Origin of the sequence: Acinetobacter sp. 226-1 (genome assembly GCF_030329325.1) — a bacterium.
Taxonomy (GTDB): Bacteria; Pseudomonadota; Gammaproteobacteria; order Pseudomonadales; family Moraxellaceae; genus Acinetobacter; species Acinetobacter sichuanensis.
This window is the reverse complement of sequence record NZ_JACANU010000002.1, coordinates 377,292-397,401: the sequence shown is the minus strand read 5'-3', so window position 1 is coordinate 397,401 and position 20,110 is coordinate 377,292. Positions and strand designations below refer to the sequence as shown.

General features: G+C 36.6%; 22 protein-coding genes. 8 read left to right on the top strand and 14 right to left on the bottom strand.

Annotated elements, in window-relative coordinates; genetic code table 11:
* Positions 1 to 201 precede the first annotated feature (201 nt).
* From HX124_RS05355 to HX124_RS05345, 3 genes are all read right to left on the bottom strand, one after another.
* Positions 202 to 696: a DUF2147 domain-containing protein gene (locus HX124_RS05355; protein ID WP_286382178.1), complete on the bottom strand. Its 495-nt coding sequence runs from the start codon at positions 694 to 696 to the stop codon at positions 202 to 204.
* A gap of 333 nt (positions 697 to 1,029) precedes the next feature.
* Complete coding sequence (locus HX124_RS05350; protein WP_286382177.1) at positions 1,030 to 1,962, bottom strand: FAD-binding protein; 933 nt, start codon at positions 1,960 to 1,962, stop codon at positions 1,030 to 1,032.
* A gap of 17 nt (positions 1,963 to 1,979) precedes the next feature.
* The gene (locus HX124_RS05345) at positions 1,980 to 2,732 is read right to left on the bottom strand and encodes an electron transfer flavoprotein subunit beta/FixA family protein (protein ID WP_107006537.1); all 753 of its coding nucleotides are present in this window, start codon (positions 2,730 to 2,732) and stop codon (positions 1,980 to 1,982) included.
* A gap of 597 nt (positions 2,733 to 3,329) precedes the next feature.
* Between HX124_RS05345 and HX124_RS05340 the strand changes: the two genes are divergently transcribed.
* Positions 3,330 to 3,923 carry a GNAT family N-acetyltransferase gene (locus tag HX124_RS05340; RefSeq protein ID WP_502872807.1) on the top strand — a complete coding sequence of 198 codons (594 nt, stop codon included), beginning with the start codon at positions 3,330 to 3,332 and terminating at the stop codon, positions 3,921 to 3,923.
* 13 nt (positions 3,924 to 3,936) lie between these two features.
* On the opposite strand, the gene HX124_RS05335 is transcribed toward HX124_RS05340, so the two are convergent.
* From HX124_RS05335 to HX124_RS05305, 7 genes are all read right to left on the bottom strand, one after another.
* Positions 3,937 to 4,311, bottom strand: coding sequence for a hypothetical protein (locus tag HX124_RS05335; RefSeq protein WP_107006535.1), 375 nt, complete (start codon positions 4,309 to 4,311; stop codon positions 3,937 to 3,939).
* 189 nt (positions 4,312 to 4,500) lie between these two features.
* A complete protein-coding gene (locus HX124_RS05330; RefSeq protein ID WP_286382175.1) occupies positions 4,501 to 4,875 on the bottom strand; it encodes a hypothetical protein in 375 nt (124 codons plus the stop codon).
* Between the two features lie 95 nt (positions 4,876 to 4,970).
* Positions 4,971 to 5,888, bottom strand: coding sequence for a tyrosine recombinase XerC (locus tag HX124_RS05325; protein WP_286382174.1), 918 nt, complete (start codon positions 5,886 to 5,888; stop codon positions 4,971 to 4,973).
* A 103-nt stretch (positions 5,889 to 5,991) separates the two neighbouring features.
* On the bottom strand, positions 5,992 to 6,267 hold the full coding sequence (locus HX124_RS05320) for a hypothetical protein (protein ID WP_286382173.1): 276 nt from the start codon (positions 6,265 to 6,267) through the stop codon (positions 5,992 to 5,994).
* 87 nt (positions 6,268 to 6,354) lie between these two features.
* Positions 6,355 to 7,770, bottom strand: coding sequence for a type I glutamate--ammonia ligase (glnA, locus tag HX124_RS05315; RefSeq protein ID WP_171405048.1), 1,416 nt, complete (start codon positions 7,768 to 7,770; stop codon positions 6,355 to 6,357).
* A 417-nt stretch (positions 7,771 to 8,187) separates the two neighbouring features.
* Positions 8,188 to 8,721: a GTP-binding protein gene (locus HX124_RS05310; RefSeq protein WP_107006530.1), complete on the bottom strand. Its 534-nt coding sequence runs from the start codon at positions 8,719 to 8,721 to the stop codon at positions 8,188 to 8,190.
* Between the two features lie 88 nt (positions 8,722 to 8,809).
* Positions 8,810 to 9,754 (bottom strand): hypothetical protein, encoded by a 945-nt coding sequence (locus HX124_RS05305; protein WP_107006529.1) that lies wholly within the window; start codon positions 9,752 to 9,754, stop codon positions 8,810 to 8,812.
* A 564-nt stretch (positions 9,755 to 10,318) separates the two neighbouring features.
* On the opposite strand from HX124_RS05305, the gene HX124_RS05300 reads away from it, so the two are divergent.
* The 7 genes from HX124_RS05300 to HX124_RS05270 all read left to right on the top strand — a co-directional run bounded on the left by HX124_RS05300 (position 10,319) and on the right by HX124_RS05270 (position 15,371).
* Entirely contained in the window at positions 10,319 to 10,903 is a 585-nt protein-coding gene (locus HX124_RS05300; protein WP_107006528.1) for an anthranilate synthase component II, read from the top strand.
* Positions 10,904 to 10,916: 13 nt separating this feature from the next.
* The gene (gene trpD / locus HX124_RS05295) at positions 10,917 to 11,963 is read left to right on the top strand and encodes an anthranilate phosphoribosyltransferase (protein WP_286382172.1); all 1,047 of its coding nucleotides are present in this window, start codon (positions 10,917 to 10,919) and stop codon (positions 11,961 to 11,963) included.
* Between the two features lie 30 nt (positions 11,964 to 11,993).
* The gene (gene trpC / locus HX124_RS05290; protein WP_286382171.1) at positions 11,994 to 12,800 is read left to right on the top strand and encodes an indole-3-glycerol phosphate synthase TrpC; all 807 of its coding nucleotides are present in this window, start codon (positions 11,994 to 11,996) and stop codon (positions 12,798 to 12,800) included.
* A gap of 88 nt (positions 12,801 to 12,888) precedes the next feature.
* Complete coding sequence (locus tag HX124_RS05285) at positions 12,889 to 13,398, top strand: GNAT family N-acetyltransferase (RefSeq protein WP_286382170.1); 510 nt, start codon at positions 12,889 to 12,891, stop codon at positions 13,396 to 13,398.
* A gap of 159 nt (positions 13,399 to 13,557) precedes the next feature.
* Positions 13,558 to 14,259, top strand: a complete 702-nt coding sequence (locus tag HX124_RS05280; protein WP_107006524.1) for a Smr/MutS family protein — start codon at positions 13,558 to 13,560, stop codon at positions 14,257 to 14,259.
* 140 nt (positions 14,260 to 14,399) lie between these two features.
* Positions 14,400 to 14,948 (top strand): GTP cyclohydrolase I FolE, encoded by a 549-nt coding sequence (gene folE, locus HX124_RS05275; protein WP_171405017.1) that lies wholly within the window; start codon positions 14,400 to 14,402, stop codon positions 14,946 to 14,948.
* Between the two features lie 63 nt (positions 14,949 to 15,011).
* Positions 15,012 to 15,371 carry a cupin domain-containing protein gene (locus HX124_RS05270; protein ID WP_286382169.1) on the top strand — a complete coding sequence of 120 codons (360 nt, stop codon included), beginning with the start codon at positions 15,012 to 15,014 and terminating at the stop codon, positions 15,369 to 15,371.
* A 240-nt stretch (positions 15,372 to 15,611) separates the two neighbouring features.
* On the opposite strand, the gene HX124_RS05265 is transcribed toward HX124_RS05270, so the two are convergent.
* The 4 genes from HX124_RS05265 to hemE form a co-directional block, all read right to left on the bottom strand.
* Positions 15,612 to 17,498, bottom strand: a complete 1,887-nt coding sequence (locus HX124_RS05265; RefSeq protein WP_286382168.1) for an Lnb N-terminal periplasmic domain-containing protein — start codon at positions 17,496 to 17,498, stop codon at positions 15,612 to 15,614.
* A 79-nt stretch (positions 17,499 to 17,577) separates the two neighbouring features.
* Entirely contained in the window at positions 17,578 to 18,048 is a 471-nt protein-coding gene (locus tag HX124_RS05260) for a DUF3015 family protein (protein WP_286376487.1), read from the bottom strand.
* 122 nt (positions 18,049 to 18,170) lie between these two features.
* Positions 18,171 to 18,977 (bottom strand): DUF817 family protein, encoded by an 807-nt coding sequence (locus tag HX124_RS05255; RefSeq protein WP_286382167.1) that lies wholly within the window; start codon positions 18,975 to 18,977, stop codon positions 18,171 to 18,173.
* 16 nt (positions 18,978 to 18,993) lie between these two features.
* A complete protein-coding gene (hemE, locus tag HX124_RS05250) occupies positions 18,994 to 20,067 on the bottom strand; it encodes a uroporphyrinogen decarboxylase (protein ID WP_286382166.1) in 1,074 nt (357 codons plus the stop codon).
* Positions 20,068 to 20,110: the final 43 nt, after the last annotated feature.

Below are 20,110 nucleotides of genomic sequence, written 5' to 3'. Positions count from 1 at the left end.
TATCTCGATATTATGAATAGGCTATATTTCTTTAATTTTTTTTAAAGATAATAGATTTTTTAATAAAATAAATTCATAGATTTAATTGAGGACAAAAATTTTTATTTACTGACTTGTTAAATAACTGCCTTAAAAACACCCCTTAAATCATTATAATTCACATAATTTAAGGGGTTATTCTAATGTAATTTTATATTTCTTTTATTTCTTATTAATTTCAGCCTTAGGATCGTTCACCTTCAACCAAACATGAGTTCGCCCTAAAATTGACACCCCCACATATCCCCTCAAACGAAAACGCCGACCATCTGAAATAAGTACCCCTTTTCCTTCAAAAATTTTGCCACTTTTTGGCTCTAACAACTTCCCATGAATAAAACTATTAGGTTTACTAGGATCCTCAACAAAACCAGATAAAATCTGCATACCCACCAAAGGTTTATTCTTATAAGGTTCAGGGCATTTTGTACAATGCGTCAATACAGCACCTCCAGGTGGAGCAAAACGATGTAAAATCACACCACCATATGTTCCATCAGGCATTTTTTTTACTTCAATAATAGATAAATCCTCCCCAGTACGATCATCTACACTTTTCCAATACCCTTCTAATGGACTTGCTGCATGCACATGTGCTAAATACCCCATTCCCACAAAAATCATCAATCCAATTTTTTTTAAAATATTGATCTTCATCTTATATCCTATTAAGAATTATTACTCTTCATCACTAGAAGTAAGCATCATATTACTGCGCACTTAATAAAATACAATTGTTATTTTTAAAATAAATCAATGATTAAAGTTGAACATCTATAAAAATAAATCACTATTCATATAATTTTTCTTCGTACTTTTTATTTAAAGAATTCCTAAAAATATTTGAAAGTTAATCTTTTTATCTATGCCAACATAAATGGCTCTTTAAAGTCACGTTAAATATTTTATTTAAAACTTAAAAATATTTTCCACTAAAAAAAGCACCCTTAATTTCTTAAGCGTGCTTTTTTTGAAACTTAAGTTTCAGAATTAGATTTTAGAAACCAATTCTGGAACGACAGTATTCAAATCACCCACTAACCAGTAGTCAGCTACAGCATTGATTGGCGCTTCTTCATCTTTGTTGATCGCAACGATCACTTTAGAATCTTTCATACCAGCCAAGTGCTGAATCGCACCAGAAATACCGACAGCGATGTATAGGTCAGGTGCAACGATTTTACCTGTTTGACCAACTTGCATATCGTTAGGAACAAAACCAGCATCAACCGCAGCACGTGAAGCACCTTGAGCAGCACCAAGCTTGTCAGCAAGTGGATCAAGTACTTTATGGTAGTTCTCACCAGAACCTACACCACGACCACCAGATACAACGATACGCGCAGCTGTTAATTCAGGACGTTCAGATTTCACGATTTCTTCAGAAACGAACTTAGAAATACCCGCATCACCTGTTGCAGCGACAGCTTCAACCGCAGCAGAACCACCTTCAGCAGCAACTGGATCAAATGCAGTACCACGAACAGTTGCAAGCACTACAGACTCAGCTGATTCTACAGTTGCAATCGCGTTACCCGCATAGATTGGACGTTTGAAAGTTTTAGGACCTTCAACCGCGATCACATCTGTGATCATACTTGAATCAAGTAACGCAGCAGCACGTGGCAGAATGTTCTTACCTGTTGTTGTAGAAGCAGCAAGGATATGTGTATAACCTTTACCCAATTCTGCAACTAGTTTAGCAACATTTTCAGCCAATTGATTTGCATAAGCAGCGTCATCAGCAAGTAAAACTTTGCTTACGCCTGCAACTTTAGCAGCTGCATCAGCAACTGCTTGAGCGCCAGAACCAGCAACCAATACAGTGATATCACCACCGATTTTCTGAGCAGCAGCTACAACGTTTAATGTTGCACCGTTAAGTGCTTTATTGTCGTGCTCAGCGATAACTAAAATACTCATGATTTTATCCTTCTGTATTAGATCACTTTCGCTTCATTTTTAAGTTTTTCAACAAGCTCATCTACAGATTTCACTTGTACGCCTGCTTTACGTTCAGCAGGTGGTTCAACTTTAACTGTTTTAAGCTTAGAAGTCGCTGTAACGCCATAATCTGCAGGAGATTTAGTATCAAGCGGTTTTTTACGTGCTTTCATAATGTTTGGAAGCGCAGCATAACGTGGCTCATTCAAACGTAAGTCAGTCGTAATAATTGCAGGAAGTGCAAGTTCAACAGTTTGTAAACCGCCGTCCACTTCACGAGTAACTTGTACTTTATCGCCTTCAACTTTAACTTCAGAAGCAAATGTACCTTGACCTGAACCTAATAAAGCGCCCAACATCTGACCCACTTGGTTTGAGTCGTCATCAATTGCTTGTTTACCTAAAAGGATTAATTGTGGTTGTTCTTGTTCAACAACACCTTTTAAGATTTTAGCAACTTCTAAAGCACCTAGTTGGCTGTCATCAGCTTCAACCAAGATACCGCGGTCTGCACCAAGCGCCATAGCAGAACGAATTTGTTCTTGCGCTTCTTTAGGACCAATAGAAACAACGACGATTTCTGAAACAGTTCCTTTTTCTTTTAAGCGAACCGCTTCTTCCACTGCGATCTCATCGAAAGGGTTGATCGACATTTTAACGTTAGTAAGGTCTACCCCACTATTGTCCGGTTTAACACGAACTTTAACGTTGGCATCAACCACACGTTTTACAGCAACAAGAGCCTTCATGTAATCCTCGGCTGTTTTAGCAAAAGTGAAAATTAAGAAGTGTTATAATAACGCTTCATTTAAAATTATTTAGGTGTCCTATCTTGCAATGTGATTGGCATTTCGGTCAAGTCACAATTCATCAAAGTGTTGTAAAAAAGCGTAAAAATAGTTGAACGTACAGTTCAAAAATATTTTTTTTGCACAATTCAGTTTGTTTTGACTATTATTTATTAAAATTTTAAACATTGATTTTTAAAGTTTAATATCAAATTACACCTAAAAACCACTGTCAATCTAAGATAAAAAACCGATTAATTCATCAAAAAAAAATTCCCTAAAATTTACTGATGCTCTATATCAAAAAATGTCATTTAAGATATAAAGCCGAAAAATCAGCTTTTTTTCTCTATTTTTTTTACGTTTAGTCACAACTTTATGGTCATAATCTTACAATCTTTCGGATAAACAACAAAATATGATGCTATTTATGAATAAAATTCACCCTAGAAATGATTATTTTATAAACTCAACTCTAAAAAAGAAATTGAATAAAAATTAAGCTATTTTAGTCAACAATATTTTGCACACTATTTCCTTAAAAAATATAGGTACATGATGCCCCACTATCAACTTGAAACATCACGTTTAATTTTACGACAATGGCAAGACTCTGATTTTGCAAAATTTGCTCAACTTAATGCCAACTCCCAAGTAATGCAGTATTTTCCTCATTACTTATCATGTGAAGAAAGTGACCTATTAGCCACTCGTTTTCACAATTTAATCGAACAAAATCAATGGGGATTTTGGGCGGTTGAATTAAAAGCAACTCAACAATTCATCGGATTTGTTGGCTTACATTCTCAACCTGAGCGGTTTCTATTTTCACCTTGCGTTGAAATTGGTTGGCGTCTAGACCAAAAGCATTGGCATCAAGGCTATGCAACTGAAGCTGCTTATGCGTGTTTATTATTTGCTTTTGAATATTTAAAATTAACAAAAATTGTATCTTTTACAGCATGTGTAAATTTAGCCTCTACAAAAGTAATGCAAAGGCTAAAGATGAATTATATTCAGACATTTAATCATCCCAACTTAATGGAAAATCACCCATTATCTCAACATGTTTTGTATGAAATAACTCAAGATCAATTTAGACTAAACACACAAAAATTAAATGAATTTTACATTAAAATTAAAAACTTATAAAAACAAAGCTCACTTAATTTATAGGGTTATTTTCTAAAAAATCGCGGTGAATATGGCTCAGTGAGATTAGATCTTGATGTTGTAAATCAAATATTTCCCACACAGCCAAAAAGTCTTCTTTTAAATCGACATGACTAGACTTCGTTTTTGCAGCTTGCCATTGTTGATCTGAAATCCACAAATAAACTTGTTGTGTTTCAGTATTCATTGCTTGCACTTTACCTTCAGCATTAATACCAAGTACTTTTCCTTGTTGTGGTAAAGTTGCCTCAATTTTGGGCAAACTAAGTTCAACAAAATGTTTCACTTGTCTTAACCCATAGCCTCTAAAAATTTCTTTTTGCGCTTCAGTCAATTGTTGATATTTTTGCTCAAGCTCAGGAATCATGTTATTACCCAGTACATGTCAGACATAATTTTTCAGAAATGAAAAAGAATTAATTAAATTACTCATTGTGCTTAAAACATATACAAGAGTGCTTTGAAAAACAATTATTCTTTCGGCTTTTTTTGATGACTTTTTATAAAAGATTTGCAACCAAGTGTACTTTTATAGCAAGCATTGACAAATTTTCGATTATTTTACAGCACATTCACCCAAAGAAAGGTACTCTGAACCACTTGCCATTTCAACTGTACATTTTAGATGTACTTTTTGCCCTTCTTGCAACTGAGAAAATTGCGCAGCAGCAGTATCTACAGGTACAACACGTGCTAAAGCAGTCGTTGAATCCTTTAAACCTGCAACTTCAAGTAAAACACCACCCTCTATATTTTCGTCTAAAGCAGAAACAATAGCTTGAAAATCAACTTCTGTATTGTATTCTGCCAACTCTAAAGAGGAATAATCTGCTTCACTATAACGTTGATATAATTCATCTAATTGTACAGTTTTTGCAAAAATTGCTGTAGATTGTAGCAACAATAATGACAGGATAATTTTTTTAATCATTGTTAGAAATTTTCATATTATTGAAGAAAAATAAATATAAATCGTTTTATTTCCGCAAACAATGTCATTTTGATCAGTAAATTGCGTTTAATTTGCTACTTTTTCATCGCTCTTGGATGTGCTTGATCATACACTTGTGCTAATCGATCAAAATCGATGTGTGTATAAATTTGTGTCGTTGTTAAATTACTATGCCCTAACATTTCCTGCACTGCACGCAAATCACCACTATTTGATAACATATGACTCGCAAAACAATGTCTTAATAAATGTGGATGCAAATCAACATTTACATTTGCTCTTTGTGCTTGATATTTAACCCGATTTTCAATCTGTCGTGGGGTAATGCGATGACCTTGCTGGCGAATAAAAACTGGTGCATCAGGGCTAAATTCACCCTGCCAAATTCGATAGATTTGCAACCATTGAATCAAACTTTCTTTTGCTTTACGACCAAAAGGTACAATACGCGTTTTATTTCCCTTACCTGTGATGCGCAACAATTGACGATTAAAATCAATATCACGAATATTTAGCCCCTGCACTTCAGCTAAACGCAAACCACTTGAATACAATAATTCTAAGATTGCTTTGTCTCTATACCATAACTGCTGTTCTATTGGCTTTTTAGGTGCTGGCTGATCTAAAATTTGATTCACAGTTTCAACATCAATCATGCCCGGTAAAAGTCGTGGTTGACGCTTTAATTGCAAATCATCAGCAGGGTTGATTGCTAAAAAGTGATTCTGCTTTGCCCATTTCATAAACTGCCGAATTGAGCTGAGATGACGCTGCAAACTCGTTGAACCAAGCTGATCTTTTTCAACCTTATAAGCTAAATATTCACGTAAATCTGATGCTTCGACATGATTTAACTCAATATTTCGGGTATAACAAAAATCTATAAAACTAGAAACATCACGAAAATAAGCATCAAGGGTATTTTCTGACTGATTTTGAATTTTACGGTCTTTAATCCACATCGAAAGCAGTTGCATTGCTCCATATTGCATAAGTGATTCCGTAAAATTAAACCTGAGCTAGTGTAACAAAAAATTCTATCCCTCAGGGCAATACCCATTATTTAATTAATTTTTTAGATCAATTTTGATTGAATTAAACATGATCTGTTTTAGCAATCACTTCAAACTTACCTTGAGGGGTTTTTACCAATATTAAACCTTCAGCACTGATATAAAAACTTTTTGGATAATCAAAATCTAAAGCAAGTTCAGGATTTCTTAAAGCAACAAATTCAGCCTGCTTATAACCTTCAACTGTACGTCCAACTTCAAAATAAGTCACTTCAGAAAAATTTAACTTAAAGCCTTTTTCATGATCTTTACAATCATTCCACGGGAAAAATCCTGTGTGTTTTTTACGTTGTGCCATATAAATAAATCAATGCTTGATATAAAGCTATCATACAAAAAAACCCGCACAAGGCGGGTCTTTTTTACAGTTAAATTCTCAAAAGAATTACAAGCTGTAGTACATATCAAACTCAACTGGGTGAGTTGTTGTATTTAAACGACGAACTTCTTCAGTTTTAAGCTCGATATACGCATCAAGCATATCTTTAGTGAATACACCACCTTTTAATAGGTAGTCATGGTCAGCTTCAAGCGCTTCAAGTGCCATATCTAAGCTATGTGCAACTGTTGGGATTTTTGCTTCTTCTTCAGGAGGAAGATCATACAAGTTCTTATCAGCAGCTTCACCTGGGTGGATCTTGTTTTGAATACCGTCAAGACCTGCCATTAACAATGCAGCAAAACCTAAGTACGGGTTCATCATTGGATCTGGGAAACGTGCTTCAATACGTTTACCTTTAGGGCTTGAAACGTATGGAATACGGATAGAAGCCGAACGGTTACGTGCTGAGTAAGCAAGCATAATTGGTGCTTCAAAATGTGGCACTAAACGCTTATACGAGTTTGTAGAAGGGTTTGTGATCGCATTTAAAGAACGCGCATGTTTGATTACACCACCGATGAAGTAAAGTGCCATTTCTGACAAACCTGCATATTCATCACCAGCGAACAAGTTCTTACCATCTTTAGAGATAGATACGTGAACATGCATACCAGAACCGTTATCACCTACCATCGGTTTAGGCATAAAGGTTGCTGTTTTTGCAAATTGGTGCGCAACATTCCAAACAGCATATTTGAACTGTTGTACTTCGTCTGCTTTGCGAACTAAGGTATTGAAACTTACACCAATTTCTAATTGGCAAGATGCAACTTCATGGTGATGTACTTCTACACGACCAGGTCCCATGATATCTTCAATACGTGCACACATTTCAGCACGCATATCTTGTGAAGAATCAACAGGAGGAACTGGGAAATAACCACCTTTCACACGTGGACGATGACCAGAGTTACCTGCTTCGTAGTCTTTACCAGTTGACCAAGCAGCTTCTTCAGCAATCAATGTATGACGAGCGCCAGACATATCAATGTCCCATTTCACTTCGTCAAATACAAAAAATTCTGGTTCAGGACCAAAGAATGCAGTATCACCAATGCCTGTAGATTTTAAATATTCTTCAGCACGACGAGCAATTGAACGAGGGTCACGTTCATAACCTTGACCTGTAGATGGCTCAATGACATCACAAGTTACTACAACAGTCGCTTCAGCAAAGAATGGGTCAAGGAAAGCTGAATTAGCATCTGGACGCAGAATCATATCTGATGCTTCAATGCCTTTCCAACCAGCAATTGAAGAACCGTCAAACATTTTACCGTCTTCAAAAGTATCTTCATCAATACTGTCGGAAGGATAAGTTACGTGTTGTTCTTTACCCTTAGTATCAGTAAAGCGAAAATCGACCCATTTTGCGCCACTTTCTTGGATGAGTTGTAGGACCTTGTTCGCCATGCTCATTTTGCTCCGATGATTTTTTGTTGCACATTTTTTAATTGTGCGTGTTAGTAGTTGGTATTTATATAGCAATTACCGTACCAACTTCAAGAATATTTGCTAAAAGGTTGAATTCCTTGTTAGAAAGCATTCTTTTCTTAGTTCAGCTAGTTACTATTATACAAGCCATATTGATAATTGCACCATCTTCATACACTCTTCTGGCTTTTAAATATTGATCTCATCTCTCAATTGCACCATTATTGTGCAATTAGGTTTAAATGTATTAACTTGGTGCTGATTTTATTTTTTAGCTTGTTCTTTGAGTTTATCTTATACAATATTATTTGTCTTAAAACATCCAATTGTTTTGATATTTGTTTTCTCTAAGTCAAGTAAAACTTAACAGTATTATTAAGTTTTACTTTAAATAACAATAAATTAAGACATTTCTACTTCTGCACGAGCGATCAGTGTCTCAACCACCAACAATACATCGTCTTTTTTTCGTGCATCTACCGCAAAAATCGGTAAATTATAATTTTCCATTTCACTAAAATCACGATACGCCTTTAAAAGACTTTGTGGATTTTCATCAACATGCGTAATTCCCACAATAATGTTATCGACATGTGCCTTAAATGCCTCAAGATAGAACTTCAAATCTTCTAGAGCCGTTTTTTGAGAATGATCAATTAGTACAATCGCACCAATTGCCCCTTTACAGATCACAGACCAAATAAAGTCAAAACGATCCTGACCCGGCGTGCCATATAAGCCAACCACAACCCCATCTTCAAGTTTGATTTCACCGTAATCAATGCCGACAGTTGTTAAGGCTTTGCTATGCGCATCTTGATCTGTATTTAATGCTTCAGTAGAAAGCACTGAAACTTCAGAAAGGGATTTAATGGCTTCGGTTTTACCAGCCCCCATAGTGCCACCGAATACAATTTTGTATTTCTGTAAGATCAATTTTCTCTCCCTTGTTCATTTAAATGAACAGTTAACAACCTTAATTATCTAATAGATTTAAAAAATTTTAAGTCAAACTTAAATATTTTTATAAGCCAAGCTTTCGTCTTAACTTACCAAAGAATCCTTTCAGAACACCTTCAGTTTTTTCTGATTTTACTATTAATTTCGCATCTGTCTCATTTATTTCTTGCAAAGCGTTGGTTAATACAGCGACTGAAACAAAATGTTGAATAATAGATTGCTTGATTTCTAGTTTTTTTTCAATTTGACTAATACTTGCTCCTTTTTCAAAACAAGCAGCGATCTTAAAAATACTTTGTCGTTCATAAGCTGATTGTGGTTGTGGCCAAAATTTTAACTTATAAAATGTATTTACATTATGATCTTCTAATAACTGTGGAGAATACCACAATAAATTCCATAACCAATTTTTTAAATCTTGCCCTTGGATTGAATCAACACTTTGTACTTTCTGCATCGTGGCATAAGTAAAGTTCAATGATGTATCTGTATTATTGGTACGACGTTCAGGGTCTGCCCAAACCTGTTCTTTACGAATATTAATAAGTGCAATGTTTCCTGTATTATCAAATACTTGAATATTGCTATTGCGTGGATCAAATAATTCTTTAATTAATTTTTTAATTTCAAGTGGTTGTACATTTTTTAAAGTTGATGATTTTAGGTTTTGTTGTCTAATCGGTTCACCATGATAACGCGCTTTAAACCAATTACGAATTTCATCTGAAGCAGTAAATGGTAAATATAAAGCATCATCTTCTATTAAGCCCGACTTATCTTGTTTATTCACCAAACGTAAATATGCAACTTTCTGATTACCAACTAAATTCTGAATCGTTGGTGAACCAAAGAACATATCATTCACCAATAATATGTCTAATTGGGGATCTGCAATATTTGCCCAAGAAATCTGAATTGATCCATCATAAAGTGCCTGAATTTTTTGTTTTAGGCTTTCTAAAACATTTAGACTCAATCCAAAAATTGCTATTTTTACTTCTTCTTTCACAAATTTCCCCTTCAAATATGTGACAATGTTATCATTTTAAGAGCAAAAGGCAAAAATATTAACATTTTATTATTTGACCGAAGCGCTCATTTCTCATAACAAATACTTATGTATTAAATCATTATATTTTTACGCTTATCTGCCAACTTAATATAAATTGCATTTTCAATCTATCTTCACACAATTGAAAGTTATTTGTCATCTATTTTAGTTGAAATTTCCGACCATTATAAAGATAAAGTTAAGATCATCAGGCTTATTACATATAAAGATTTAATTATAAAAAAATATAAAAATTAACCTCATGTTTATACAACAATTTATTTTATTTTTACGCTTTAAAATTAACCTAGTCTTTTGCGTTTTTGATTTTTTAAATCAAAGGAAAATACAGCTTTCTAAAATAGTCAAACAGCCAAGCTTGTTTTTTGTTATGATTCATCTTACTCATTTTATAGATTGATTTAAAAGGGTTAATTTCAAATAAATTCTTTCTAAATATCTTTTGAGTATTTTCAGACAATAAGCACTTATGTGTATAAATTTCAATAGGTTAATTAGCTCATGCTTTTGATGATAGATAATTACGATAGCTTTACTTACAACATCGTCCAATATTTTGGCGAGTTAAATCAAGAAGTTAAAGTCGTTCGCAATGATGCCGTCACATTGGAAGATATTGAGCGATGGCAACCAAAATATCTTGTGATTGGTCCTGGTCCTTGTTCTCCATCTGAAGCTGGCGTTTCTGTGCCTGCGATTCAGCATTTTGCAGGGAAAATTCCAACCCTTGGCGTCTGTCTTGGACATCAGGCAATTGGACAGGCATTTGGTGGTGACATTGTTCGTGCCAAAACCGTGATGCATGGTCGTTTATCTGACATGTACCACAGTGATACAGGCATTTTCAGCAATTTACCTTCTCCATTCTCAGCAACTCGCTATCACTCTTTAGTGATTGATCAAGCGACTTTGCCTGAATGTCTTGAAGTTACTTGCTGGACCAATGAAGCCGATGGCTCAATGGAAGAAATCATGGGTGTAAAACATAAGACATTGCCAATAGAAGGCGTGCAGTTCCATCCTGAATCCATCCTGAGCCAACACGGACACCAAGTCTTCAAGAACTTTTTAGATATTTATGCATAATTGAGTGACCCAAATGAATATTCAACAAGCTTTAAATAACATCACCAAAAATATTGAACTGACTCAACCGCAAATGGAAGCAGTGATGCGTACCATTATGAGCGGTGAAGCCTCTGATGCCCAAATTGGTGCATTGATGATGGGTTTACGCCAAAAAGGTGAAAGTATTGATGAAATCACCGCAGCAGCACGTGTCATGCGTGAATTTGCCATCAAGATTGATGTCAGTGATATTCCCTATTTAGTCGATATTGTCGGTACGGGTGGTGACGGACAAAATTTATTTAATGTCTCGACTGCATCTTCGTTTGTGATTGCAGCCGCAGGTGCAACCATTGCCAAACATGGTAACCGTGGCGTGTCATCCAAGTCAGGCTCTTCTGACTTATTGGAACAGGCAGGTATCAATCTTGATTTGAGCATGCAACAAACAGAACGATGTATCCGTGAGATGGGCGTCGGTTTCTTATTTGCTCCAAATCATCACAAAGCCATGAAATATGCAGCAGGTCCCCGTAAAGAATTGGGTTTCCGCAGTATTTTCAATCTTCTTGGTCCGCTTACGAATCCGGCTGGGGTGAAGCGCTTTGTCATTGGTGTATTTTCCACTGAACTTTGCCGCCCGATGGCGGAAGTTTTAAAGCAACTTGGTGCTGAGCATGTGATGGTGGTTCATTCTAAAGATGGTTTGGATGAAATCAGTCTGGCTTCAGGAACTTATGTGGCTGAACTTAAAAATGGTGAAGTGACTGAATGGATGATTCAGCCTGAAGAGGTTGAGATTGAATCTCAGACATTAACAGGCTTATCTGTAGACAGTGCTGCTGAAAGTCTTGCACTGATTAAAGACGCTTTGGGTAAGAAAAAATCGGCAAAAGGTGAAAAAGCAGCCAACATGATTGCTTTAAATGCAGGTGCAGGGATTTATGTTTCAGGCTTAACCAACTCCTATAAACAAGGTGTGGCTTTGGCACATGACATTATTTATGGCGGACAAGCTTTGGAAAAAATGGGCGTTTTGTCAGAATTTACCAAAACCCTCAAAGAATACGAAGCTTAAGCATTTAGCCAAAATTTAAGGAATATCATTATGGTGGATATCGCCAATACCATTTTAGGTAAAATTGTAGATCGTAAATACGAAGAATTTGCAGCACGTTTAAAACAACGCAGTTTAAAAGACATTGAAGAGCTTGCTCAGGCAGCAACACCTGTACGTGGTTTTGCCAATGCTTTGCACAGTAAACGTCCTGCGGTGATTGCTGAGATTAAAAAAGCATCTCCGTCCAAAGGCATTATTCGTGAAAACTTTAATCCTGCTGAAATTGCTGAACAATATCAAAATGCAGGTGCGGCATGTTTGTCTGTATTAACAGATATCGATTTCTTTCAGGGTGCTGATGAAAATATTCAAATCGCGCGTAGCCATTGTGACTTACCTGCGCTACGTAAGGATTTTTTAATTGATCCTTATGGTGTGATTGAAGCGCGTGCTTTACATGCAGATTGTATTTTGTTGATTGTGGCAAGTTTGTCAGATCAGCAACTCGAAGAAATGTCTAAAACTGCGTTTGAGCACAATCTGGATGTATTGGTTGAAGTCCATGACGAGGAAGAACTTGAACGTGCAATGAAGCTTTCTGAGCATTGTTTATTGGGCGTGAATAATCGCAACTTGAAAACCTTTGATGTGGATTTAAATACATCTTTCCGTTTGAAAAAGTTGCTTGATCCCTCTCGTTTGTTGATCACGGAAAGTGGTATTGCCACTCCTGAAGATGTTCGAAAAATGCAGGAACATGACATTCATGCATTCTTAGTCGGTGAAAGTTTTATGAAGCAGCCTCGTCCTGATCATGCATTTACTGAGTTATTTGGTGTTCCTCAAGCTATTTAGTCTTATTTTTAAATAGAGATCAAACAGTTAAGGGTCATTATTCTTAACTGTTTAAATCATAATAAATTCAGCAGAATGAAAGAACATTTTGAATAAAGTCATCATCCGTCCAGAAAAAGCACAAGATATAGATGCTATTTCAGAAGTCATTCGTTTGGCTTTTTTGGATGTGGAATATTCAAGTCATACTGAACAATTTATTGTCAATGAGTTGCGTCGAAATCATACACTGACTCTTTCTCTAGTCGCTGAAATCGATCAGAACATTGTTGGGCATGTGGCAATTTCACCTGTAGAACTATCAACACATGAATCAGGTTGGTATGGATTAGGTCCGATCGCCGTTTTACCCACAATGCAAAAACAAGGCATTGGTTCACAATTGATGAACTCTGCTTTAGAGCTTTTGAAAAAACAAGGAGCCAAAGGTTGTGTTTTATTGGGTGATCCACTCTATTATCAACGCTTTGGTTTTAAACCTTATCCTAATTTGATTTTAGAAGATGTACCACCTCAGTATTTTCAAGCTTTAAGTTTTAATGATGCTATCCCAAAAGCAACAGTAAAATATGATACAGCTTTTAATGCAACAGAATGAATTTAAAGTCATATTTCACATCAATTAAAAGCCACTGTCATTCATACTAAAAATATAAAATTACACTGATAACATGTGAACTAAATCCAATTCAGTTCAAATTTAGCCTGATTCAGACTATAATTCACAGTAAATACCCTTTATTTACTATTTTCTAATATGAGTAATTCTGATTCTCCATTTTCCAAATCACAACTTGATTTATTAAAGCAATTTAAAAAACAAATCAGTCATCCGCATTCTTCAAAAGTTGCAGCACAGCCTGAACCTAAGAAAGTTCAAGAAACTGCACCTGAAGAAATCAGTGATGCAGATTTATTTAAAACAGCTTTGGGCGGCGTTAAAAAACTCGATAATAGTAATATTGCCAAAATCGAGCGTAAAGATATTCGTAAAAAACCTGATGCAAAGACCTTAGCCAAACGCGCTTCGGCTGAAGGTGCATTTGAAGTCAATGATGCAGAACTGTCTGATACTCAAGCTATTTTAAATCCTGTGGCAAGCCAAGCAACTTTAAGTTACCGCATTGCAACATTGCAGCACAAAGTGTTTGAAGACTTAAAAGCAGGTAATCTGCGCTGGTTTGAAGCGGTAGATTTGCATGGTTGTACGGTTGAAGAGGCTCGTGCTGCTGTACTGCAAGTGATTCAGATCGCCAAAGAAGAAAACCAAAATGTGATTAAAATTGTGCATGGCAAAGGTCCTGACGCCATTTTAAAAACATATGTCAATGGTTGGTTACGTCAGCACCGTGATGTATTGGCATTTGTCAGCGCACCTGAAAAACAAGGGGGTACAGGCGCTGTTCTGGTTCTATTGAAACGTGCTGAAAAAAATCCAAAATTTGCCAAAGAGTCTTGATCTACTGTATGTCAAACAGGCAAATCCCAGTAAAAATTTTATTTAAATGACGGTTTATCTCGTAGTTGGAAAATATTTCATGTTTTTCTGCTACAATGCCGTCCTTGTTCAATCCGTATAAGTGAACACGTTTTATGTCTATGCAGCAATCCTACGCAAATATTTTAACTGCCGTTGGCGAGGACTTAGACCGTCCTGGTCTGAAAGATACGCCCATGCGTGCGGCTAAAGCTTTTTCGTACTTGACGTCTGGCTATAGCAAAACGCTAGAAGAAGTGACCAATAATGCGGTCTTCCCCTCTGATAATGATGAAATGGTCTTGGTTAAAAATATCGAGTTCTATTCTTTATGTGAGCATCATTTATTGCCATTTCATGGTCGTGTGCATATTGCCTATTTACCTTCAGGTAATGTTTTAGGTTTATCTAAATTTGCCCGTATCACAGAAATGTTTGCCCGTCGCTTACAAATTCAGGAACAACTCACCAAGCAAATTGCCGATGCGGTTGCAGAAGTAACAAATGCCCGCGGTGTTGCTGTGGTGATTGATTCAGCGCATATGTGTATGATGATGCGTGGTGTCAGCAAACAAGAATCTACCACACGTACCGTATCTTTCGTGGGTGATTTCAAAACAGATAAAGAAGCACGTCGTGAATTTTTGTCTGCTGTGCCTGAAGCACACTAATCATTTGATTTAATATGTTAAGCCTCAAATTTTTGAGGCTTTTTTATAAAATGGATTGTTAAAATGTCACCGATTTATTTGGCAGGTCAAGGTTTAACACATAGTGAAACTACGGTGGACTATCCACGTACGGATCGTTTGGTTAAAGGTAATCCAAAACGTCTGACCCAAAGTTTATATGAACATCCCCATATGAATTGTGGCATTTGGCAATGCGAAGTCGGTGCGTGGAATATTGTATTTGCAGACAATAAACAAGAATTTTTTACTATTCTTGAAGGTGTTGTTCGCATTCACAATGCAGAAAATAATGCGTATATCGAAGTGAAAGCGGGTGAAGCAGGTGTCATTCCACCAAGTTTTGTCGGAACTTTTGAAGTTGTTGAAGCTGTGAAAAAATATTTTGTGGTGGTTGAAGTTTAAGTTTGTATGATCAAGCACTTACCATATATTCAATAAAGCAGTGTCATGATTAACGCTGCTTATTTGATTGTTCTTTTTCATTAATCAAACACAATAAACCCAATTACGCCCATTATTTTTCACTGTATATAAAGCCATTTACAATAACCAAAATCCTTCACGACTCACTCGAAAAGTATAATTACTGATGCAACTGACATAGTGATTGTTGAAAATTCATTTGAGCGAATATTTATCGTGTTAAAAATAGTGAACAAAACCTAGACTTGTTTTATTCCAATCCAAATGATTTTGTTGTTGATATTGCCATGTTATACGTAGCGAATTTTGTGCATCAACTGCATAATTAAGCCCTGTATTCAGACGTAAATTCCACTGATTTGCATCCTGCCAATATGGCAGTTCAAGCTGTACTAGGCTGTTGAAACGGTCTGTCCATATATTCTGACAACCCATCGCAGGTCCAAGCCCAATACGCCAACCATCATCAAGAGATTTACCCGCTTGTACTTGTGGCTGTAGCTGAGCATAACATACATGCTGCCGATCTTGATCGGCAAGACTATAGCCAAACTGAGTTTTCAGTTGTAATACACCATGCTGTTGGTCTGAATTGAATCGCCCTTGGTGAATGGCTTCCTGTTGCCACCCCAGATTAAACCCCCAAGTTAAAGGCATTTTAAATGATGTGATCGGGTTGTAGGAATTGACTGAAAGAAAATCAAAATGTTCAAGTTTCAACTTATCATCACGATACTGGATCGTACCATCCCAGAAATTTAACTGTGTTCCTGTACGGTATCCACCTTGCGGATCAAGTAAATCATGATACGCCTGACGTAAACCCAACTCAACAAACTGTTGCCCTTGCACTTCACCCACGTGAATGGAGGTATTTTTAGCATGGTGACCCTGAGCAGGATCATGGCGGGGGCGTGTAACTTCAGTGCGTTGTTTTTCAATATTGAGCTGACTACGCAAACTCAAAATCTGACGCAACTTTGGCTGTGCCTCTTGCGCTGCAATTTTACGGGAAATAAACACCAAGTATAAATCGTCATAAGCCATTTCCAGTATTTTGGCTTGATCAGCAGCATCAAACTTTGCCAACATTACAGACATATCATCGACGTTTAACAAGGTGAGTTGATGTGCTGTTTTTGCCAGTTGCTGCCCATGCTGACGTGACTGAGCCAAAAGCTGAGTTTCCAAAGCGGGACGATATTGCACATCCTGAATCAAATGATTGTCTTGAACTGTTTTTAAAGTTTCAATAGGAATAGAGGCAATTTGATTCTGTTGTTGCAGATTCAGCTCAGGACGGACGATGTCCAACAAGCCAAGCAGTCGATAGGCACAATTGTCACTGATAAAATAATAAGGGAATTTAACATGCTTCATTTCCCAGATGTGTTGCACTAAAAATCGTGTTTCTTCTGGATTTAAACTGAGTTCATACTCCCATAAATCACGACTTTCAAAATCACCATATTCCTTCACCTTGCGATAGTATGGCATCAGTGAATATTCACCATCATATTGTCCAGTCAAGCCTTTCCATGCATATGACCAACCTTCACTGCCCTGAACTGTGGCAGCATAATTTAATGCATAAGACACCAGATTTAATTGTTTTTGGTCTTTGGGATCCAGTCGCAATAAGGTATGTCCAAACATGGAACTTGGGTTGCCCATAAAATCTGTGGCATAAATTAAAGTGGCTTTATAGGGTTTAATTTGCCCCATCCATTCATCCAGTTCAGCACAATCTGCATGAGCCAATGTTGCTTTGGAAATTTCGAGTTGTTGAATCAACCACTGACTGCGGGCAGGAAAACGACATTGAATGGATTGATTGGCAGCAGCAGCTTCAAACAGTGCTGCAATATTGGCATTGATTTCTTGCTTTAAGTCGGACTTTCCATGTGGAGACAGAAAAAAACCATCATAACGCACTTCACTTTGACCTTGCGCATTGGCATATAACAAACGTTGCCATGCAGTCTGCTTGTAAAGCTGTTTTTGTTCAGCAAGTTGTTGATATTTTTGAACAGATGCAAGGTCCACTGATGTTGCATAAGCCAGTGGCGTTAAACTGAGTGTGCACAAAAGCGCAAATATTTTCATTAATAATATATTGAATCATTTAAAATTTTACTAAAATAGATAAAAACCCCATCATCAATGACAGGGTTTTCTCTTTACATTAAACGTAAGCTTTTAACACTTCGTCTTGTGACATCACAGTTTGCAATGATGCTAAAACTTCTGCTGAAGATGCATTTTCAGCTGAGTAAATTTTAGAGAAATTTTGTTTAGATACTGCAAAGAAACGCGCTTTATCCTCAGCTTTAATATTTAATAATTCAGCCAAAACGTTTAAGCTTTCGCCCTCACCAACTGCCATATCACGTGCAAGTGATTCAGCATTTTCATTGGTAAATGTCACTGCCTGAGCAGTCACAGCACCTGTACCACTACAACCTAGTGTACCAAATGTGATACCAAATAATTGGTTTGCAAACAAACCATTGGTTGTTGCAGCTAAAATTTTAGGAATTTTTCCAGACTGTCCTTCCCAAACTTGAGAACCTAGACCACAACCTACATCGCTATCTGCAAAAGCTGAAACTGATCCTGTTGCCAATATGGCTGCTAAAGCGATTTTTTTTAACATGTCGTTCTCCAATATTTTTAATGTTTCCCTTATTCTTGGGATTTGTGTAACTATGATTACACTGTATAAATGTTTAACACAGTTATTCTGATAAGCAAATCAAAATATACCATTTTAATTGATTATTTTTCATTCTCTTTTAATAACCACTGCCCTGTATCGGCTCTGTGCCCTAAAATTCGTAAGACTAGCACCAGACTGAGCAATAACAATAAATACCAAGAACCAAGTTTCCCCCACCCCACCATATGCCATGCATCGACCTGACTTGGATATAACCAAATTTTATAAAAAGTACTGATATTTTCAGCAATCCAAATGATAAATGCCAAAATCAATAAAATTGGTAGCATAGGCAATTGGAATTGAGATTGTTGTATTTGAAAGCGAATTTTTGTTTTCCAAAAAATAACGACGCTCCAAACAAACAATACATTGCGTATATCTGGAACAAAAAATTTTGTCATAAAATTAAGATAAGACAACAATGCAAGACTCAGCATATTGGCAAAACTAGGCAATCTTAAAAAAGAAACTTGATAAAGCCTTAATGAACGTGCAAAAAAACTGCCAACTGCCGAATACATAAAGCCTGCAAATAACGGCACAGTCATGATTTTAAAAACTGCAGGTTGTGGATATTGCCAAGATGCAATGTGTGGATGAGTCAGGAAAATTTCCATCACCATTGCCATGACATGGAACAAAGCAATCACTTTTGCTTCCGCCCATGATTCGAGTTTTAAATAGAGTAAACAGACTTGAATGAGTAAGGCATAAAATAATAAATAATCATAACGAAAGAAGCCATAAAACTCATAACTGCCCATTTTTGCACTCAGTGCAAAAGCGATCAGCAATAAAATACCAAATAAGGCAGCGGAAACTGCCTTAATGATAAATTCAATACTTAATTTTATATAGAACATGGAGAAAAAAAGTGTTTTACCCTAAGTATTTCGCACTATATTCATGCACGGTATCAATGAATATTTTTGGTTGTGCAGGGTCAACCCATTGCGTAATACCATGTCCTAAGTTTGCAACATAACCTGTTTTTTCACCGTTGGCATAAGCATCATCTAGCATGGCTTTTGTTGCTTTCTCAATCGTTTGTGCTGAACCATATAATGTTGCAGGATCTAAATTACCTTGTAGTGCCACACGACTATTCACTGTTTGGCGTGCTACATTTAAAGGTGTTGTCCAGTCCAAGCCTAAAGCATCTGCACCTGTTGCAACCATTGGCTCTAGCCACTGCCCGCCGCCTTTGGTAAATAAAATGACAGGCACTTTACGTCCTTCATTTTCACGTTTTAAACCTGCAACAATTTTCTGCATATATTGAAGTGAAAACTCAAGATATTCGCGATGTGCTAGCGCGCCGCCCCAACTATCAAAAATTTGAATTGCTTGTGCGCCTGCATCGACTTGCGCATTTAAATAGTCGATCACTGCATCAGCTAAACGGTCTAATAATGCATGTAAAACTTCAGGTTGGGCATACATCATTTGCTTGGTAAAGCGAAAATCTTTACTCGAACCACCTTCAATCATATAGGTTGCCAAAGTCCAAGGACTACCTGAAAAACCAATTAAAGGGACTTGACCACCTAATGCAGAACGAATAGTTGAAACTGCATTCATGACATAATCTAAGTCAGATGCTGCATTAAATTTCGGTAAATTTGCAACGTCTTGTTCGCTACGAATCGTCTTATGAAACTTAGGACCTTCACCTACTTCAAAGTATAGACCTAATCCCAAAGCATCAGGAATTGTCAAAATATCTGAAAATAAAATCGCAGCATCTAAATCATAGCGACGTAAAGGCTGTAAAGTCACTTCACATGCAAATTCAGTATTTTTACATAAAGAAAGAAAATCACCTGCTTTGCCTCGTGTCTCACGATACTCAGGAAGATAACGACCTGCTTGGCGCATCATCCATACTGGTGTGGTATCTACGGGTTCACGCAACAAGGCACGTAGAAAACGATCATTTTTGAGGGTCGTCATTTACTTTCCTATTTTCAAATTTAACAATTTGACTCATCATATC

Coding starts and splice junctions, on each gene's coding strand:
- HX124_RS05265 (WP_286382168.1), bottom strand. CDS start 17,498: ATGAAAATATTTGCGCTTTTGTGCACACTCAGTTTAACGCCACTGGCT.
- HX124_RS05255 (WP_286382167.1), bottom strand. CDS start 18,977: ATGTTCTATATAAAATTAAGTATTGAATTTATCATTAAGGCAGTTTCC.
- glnA (WP_171405048.1), bottom strand. CDS start 7,770: ATGAGCATGGCGAACAAGGTCCTACAACTCATCCAAGAAAGTGGCGCA.
- HX124_RS05340 (WP_502872807.1), top strand. CDS start 3,330: ATGCCCCACTATCAACTTGAAACATCACGTTTAATTTTACGACAATGG.
- folE (WP_171405017.1), top strand. CDS start 14,400: ATGCAGCAATCCTACGCAAATATTTTAACTGCCGTTGGCGAGGACTTA.
- hemE (WP_286382166.1), bottom strand. CDS start 20,067: ATGACGACCCTCAAAAATGATCGTTTTCTACGTGCCTTGTTGCGTGAA.
- HX124_RS05335 (WP_107006535.1), bottom strand. CDS start 4,311: ATGATTCCTGAGCTTGAGCAAAAATATCAACAATTGACTGAAGCGCAA.
- HX124_RS05325 (WP_286382174.1), bottom strand. CDS start 5,888: ATGCAATATGGAGCAATGCAACTGCTTTCGATGTGGATTAAAGACCGT.
- HX124_RS05300 (WP_107006528.1), top strand. CDS start 10,319: ATGCTTTTGATGATAGATAATTACGATAGCTTTACTTACAACATCGTC.
- HX124_RS05350 (WP_286382177.1), bottom strand. CDS start 1,962: ATGAGTATTTTAGTTATCGCTGAGCACGACAATAAAGCACTTAACGGT.
- HX124_RS05330 (WP_286382175.1), bottom strand. CDS start 4,875: ATGATTAAAAAAATTATCCTGTCATTATTGTTGCTACAATCTACAGCA.
- trpC (WP_286382171.1), top strand. CDS start 11,994: ATGGTGGATATCGCCAATACCATTTTAGGTAAAATTGTAGATCGTAAA.
- HX124_RS05345 (WP_107006537.1), bottom strand. CDS start 2,732: ATGAAGGCTCTTGTTGCTGTAAAACGTGTGGTTGATGCCAACGTTAAA.
- HX124_RS05355 (WP_286382178.1), bottom strand. CDS start 696: ATGAAGATCAATATTTTAAAAAAAATTGGATTGATGATTTTTGTGGGA.
- HX124_RS05320 (WP_286382173.1), bottom strand. CDS start 6,267: ATGGCACAACGTAAAAAACACACAGGATTTTTCCCGTGGAATGATTGT.
- HX124_RS05280 (WP_107006524.1), top strand. CDS start 13,558: ATGAGTAATTCTGATTCTCCATTTTCCAAATCACAACTTGATTTATTA.
- trpD (WP_286382172.1), top strand. CDS start 10,917: ATGAATATTCAACAAGCTTTAAATAACATCACCAAAAATATTGAACTG.
- HX124_RS05270 (WP_286382169.1), top strand. CDS start 15,012: ATGTCACCGATTTATTTGGCAGGTCAAGGTTTAACACATAGTGAAACT.
- HX124_RS05260 (WP_286376487.1), bottom strand. CDS start 18,048: ATGTTAAAAAAAATCGCTTTAGCAGCCATATTGGCAACAGGATCAGTT.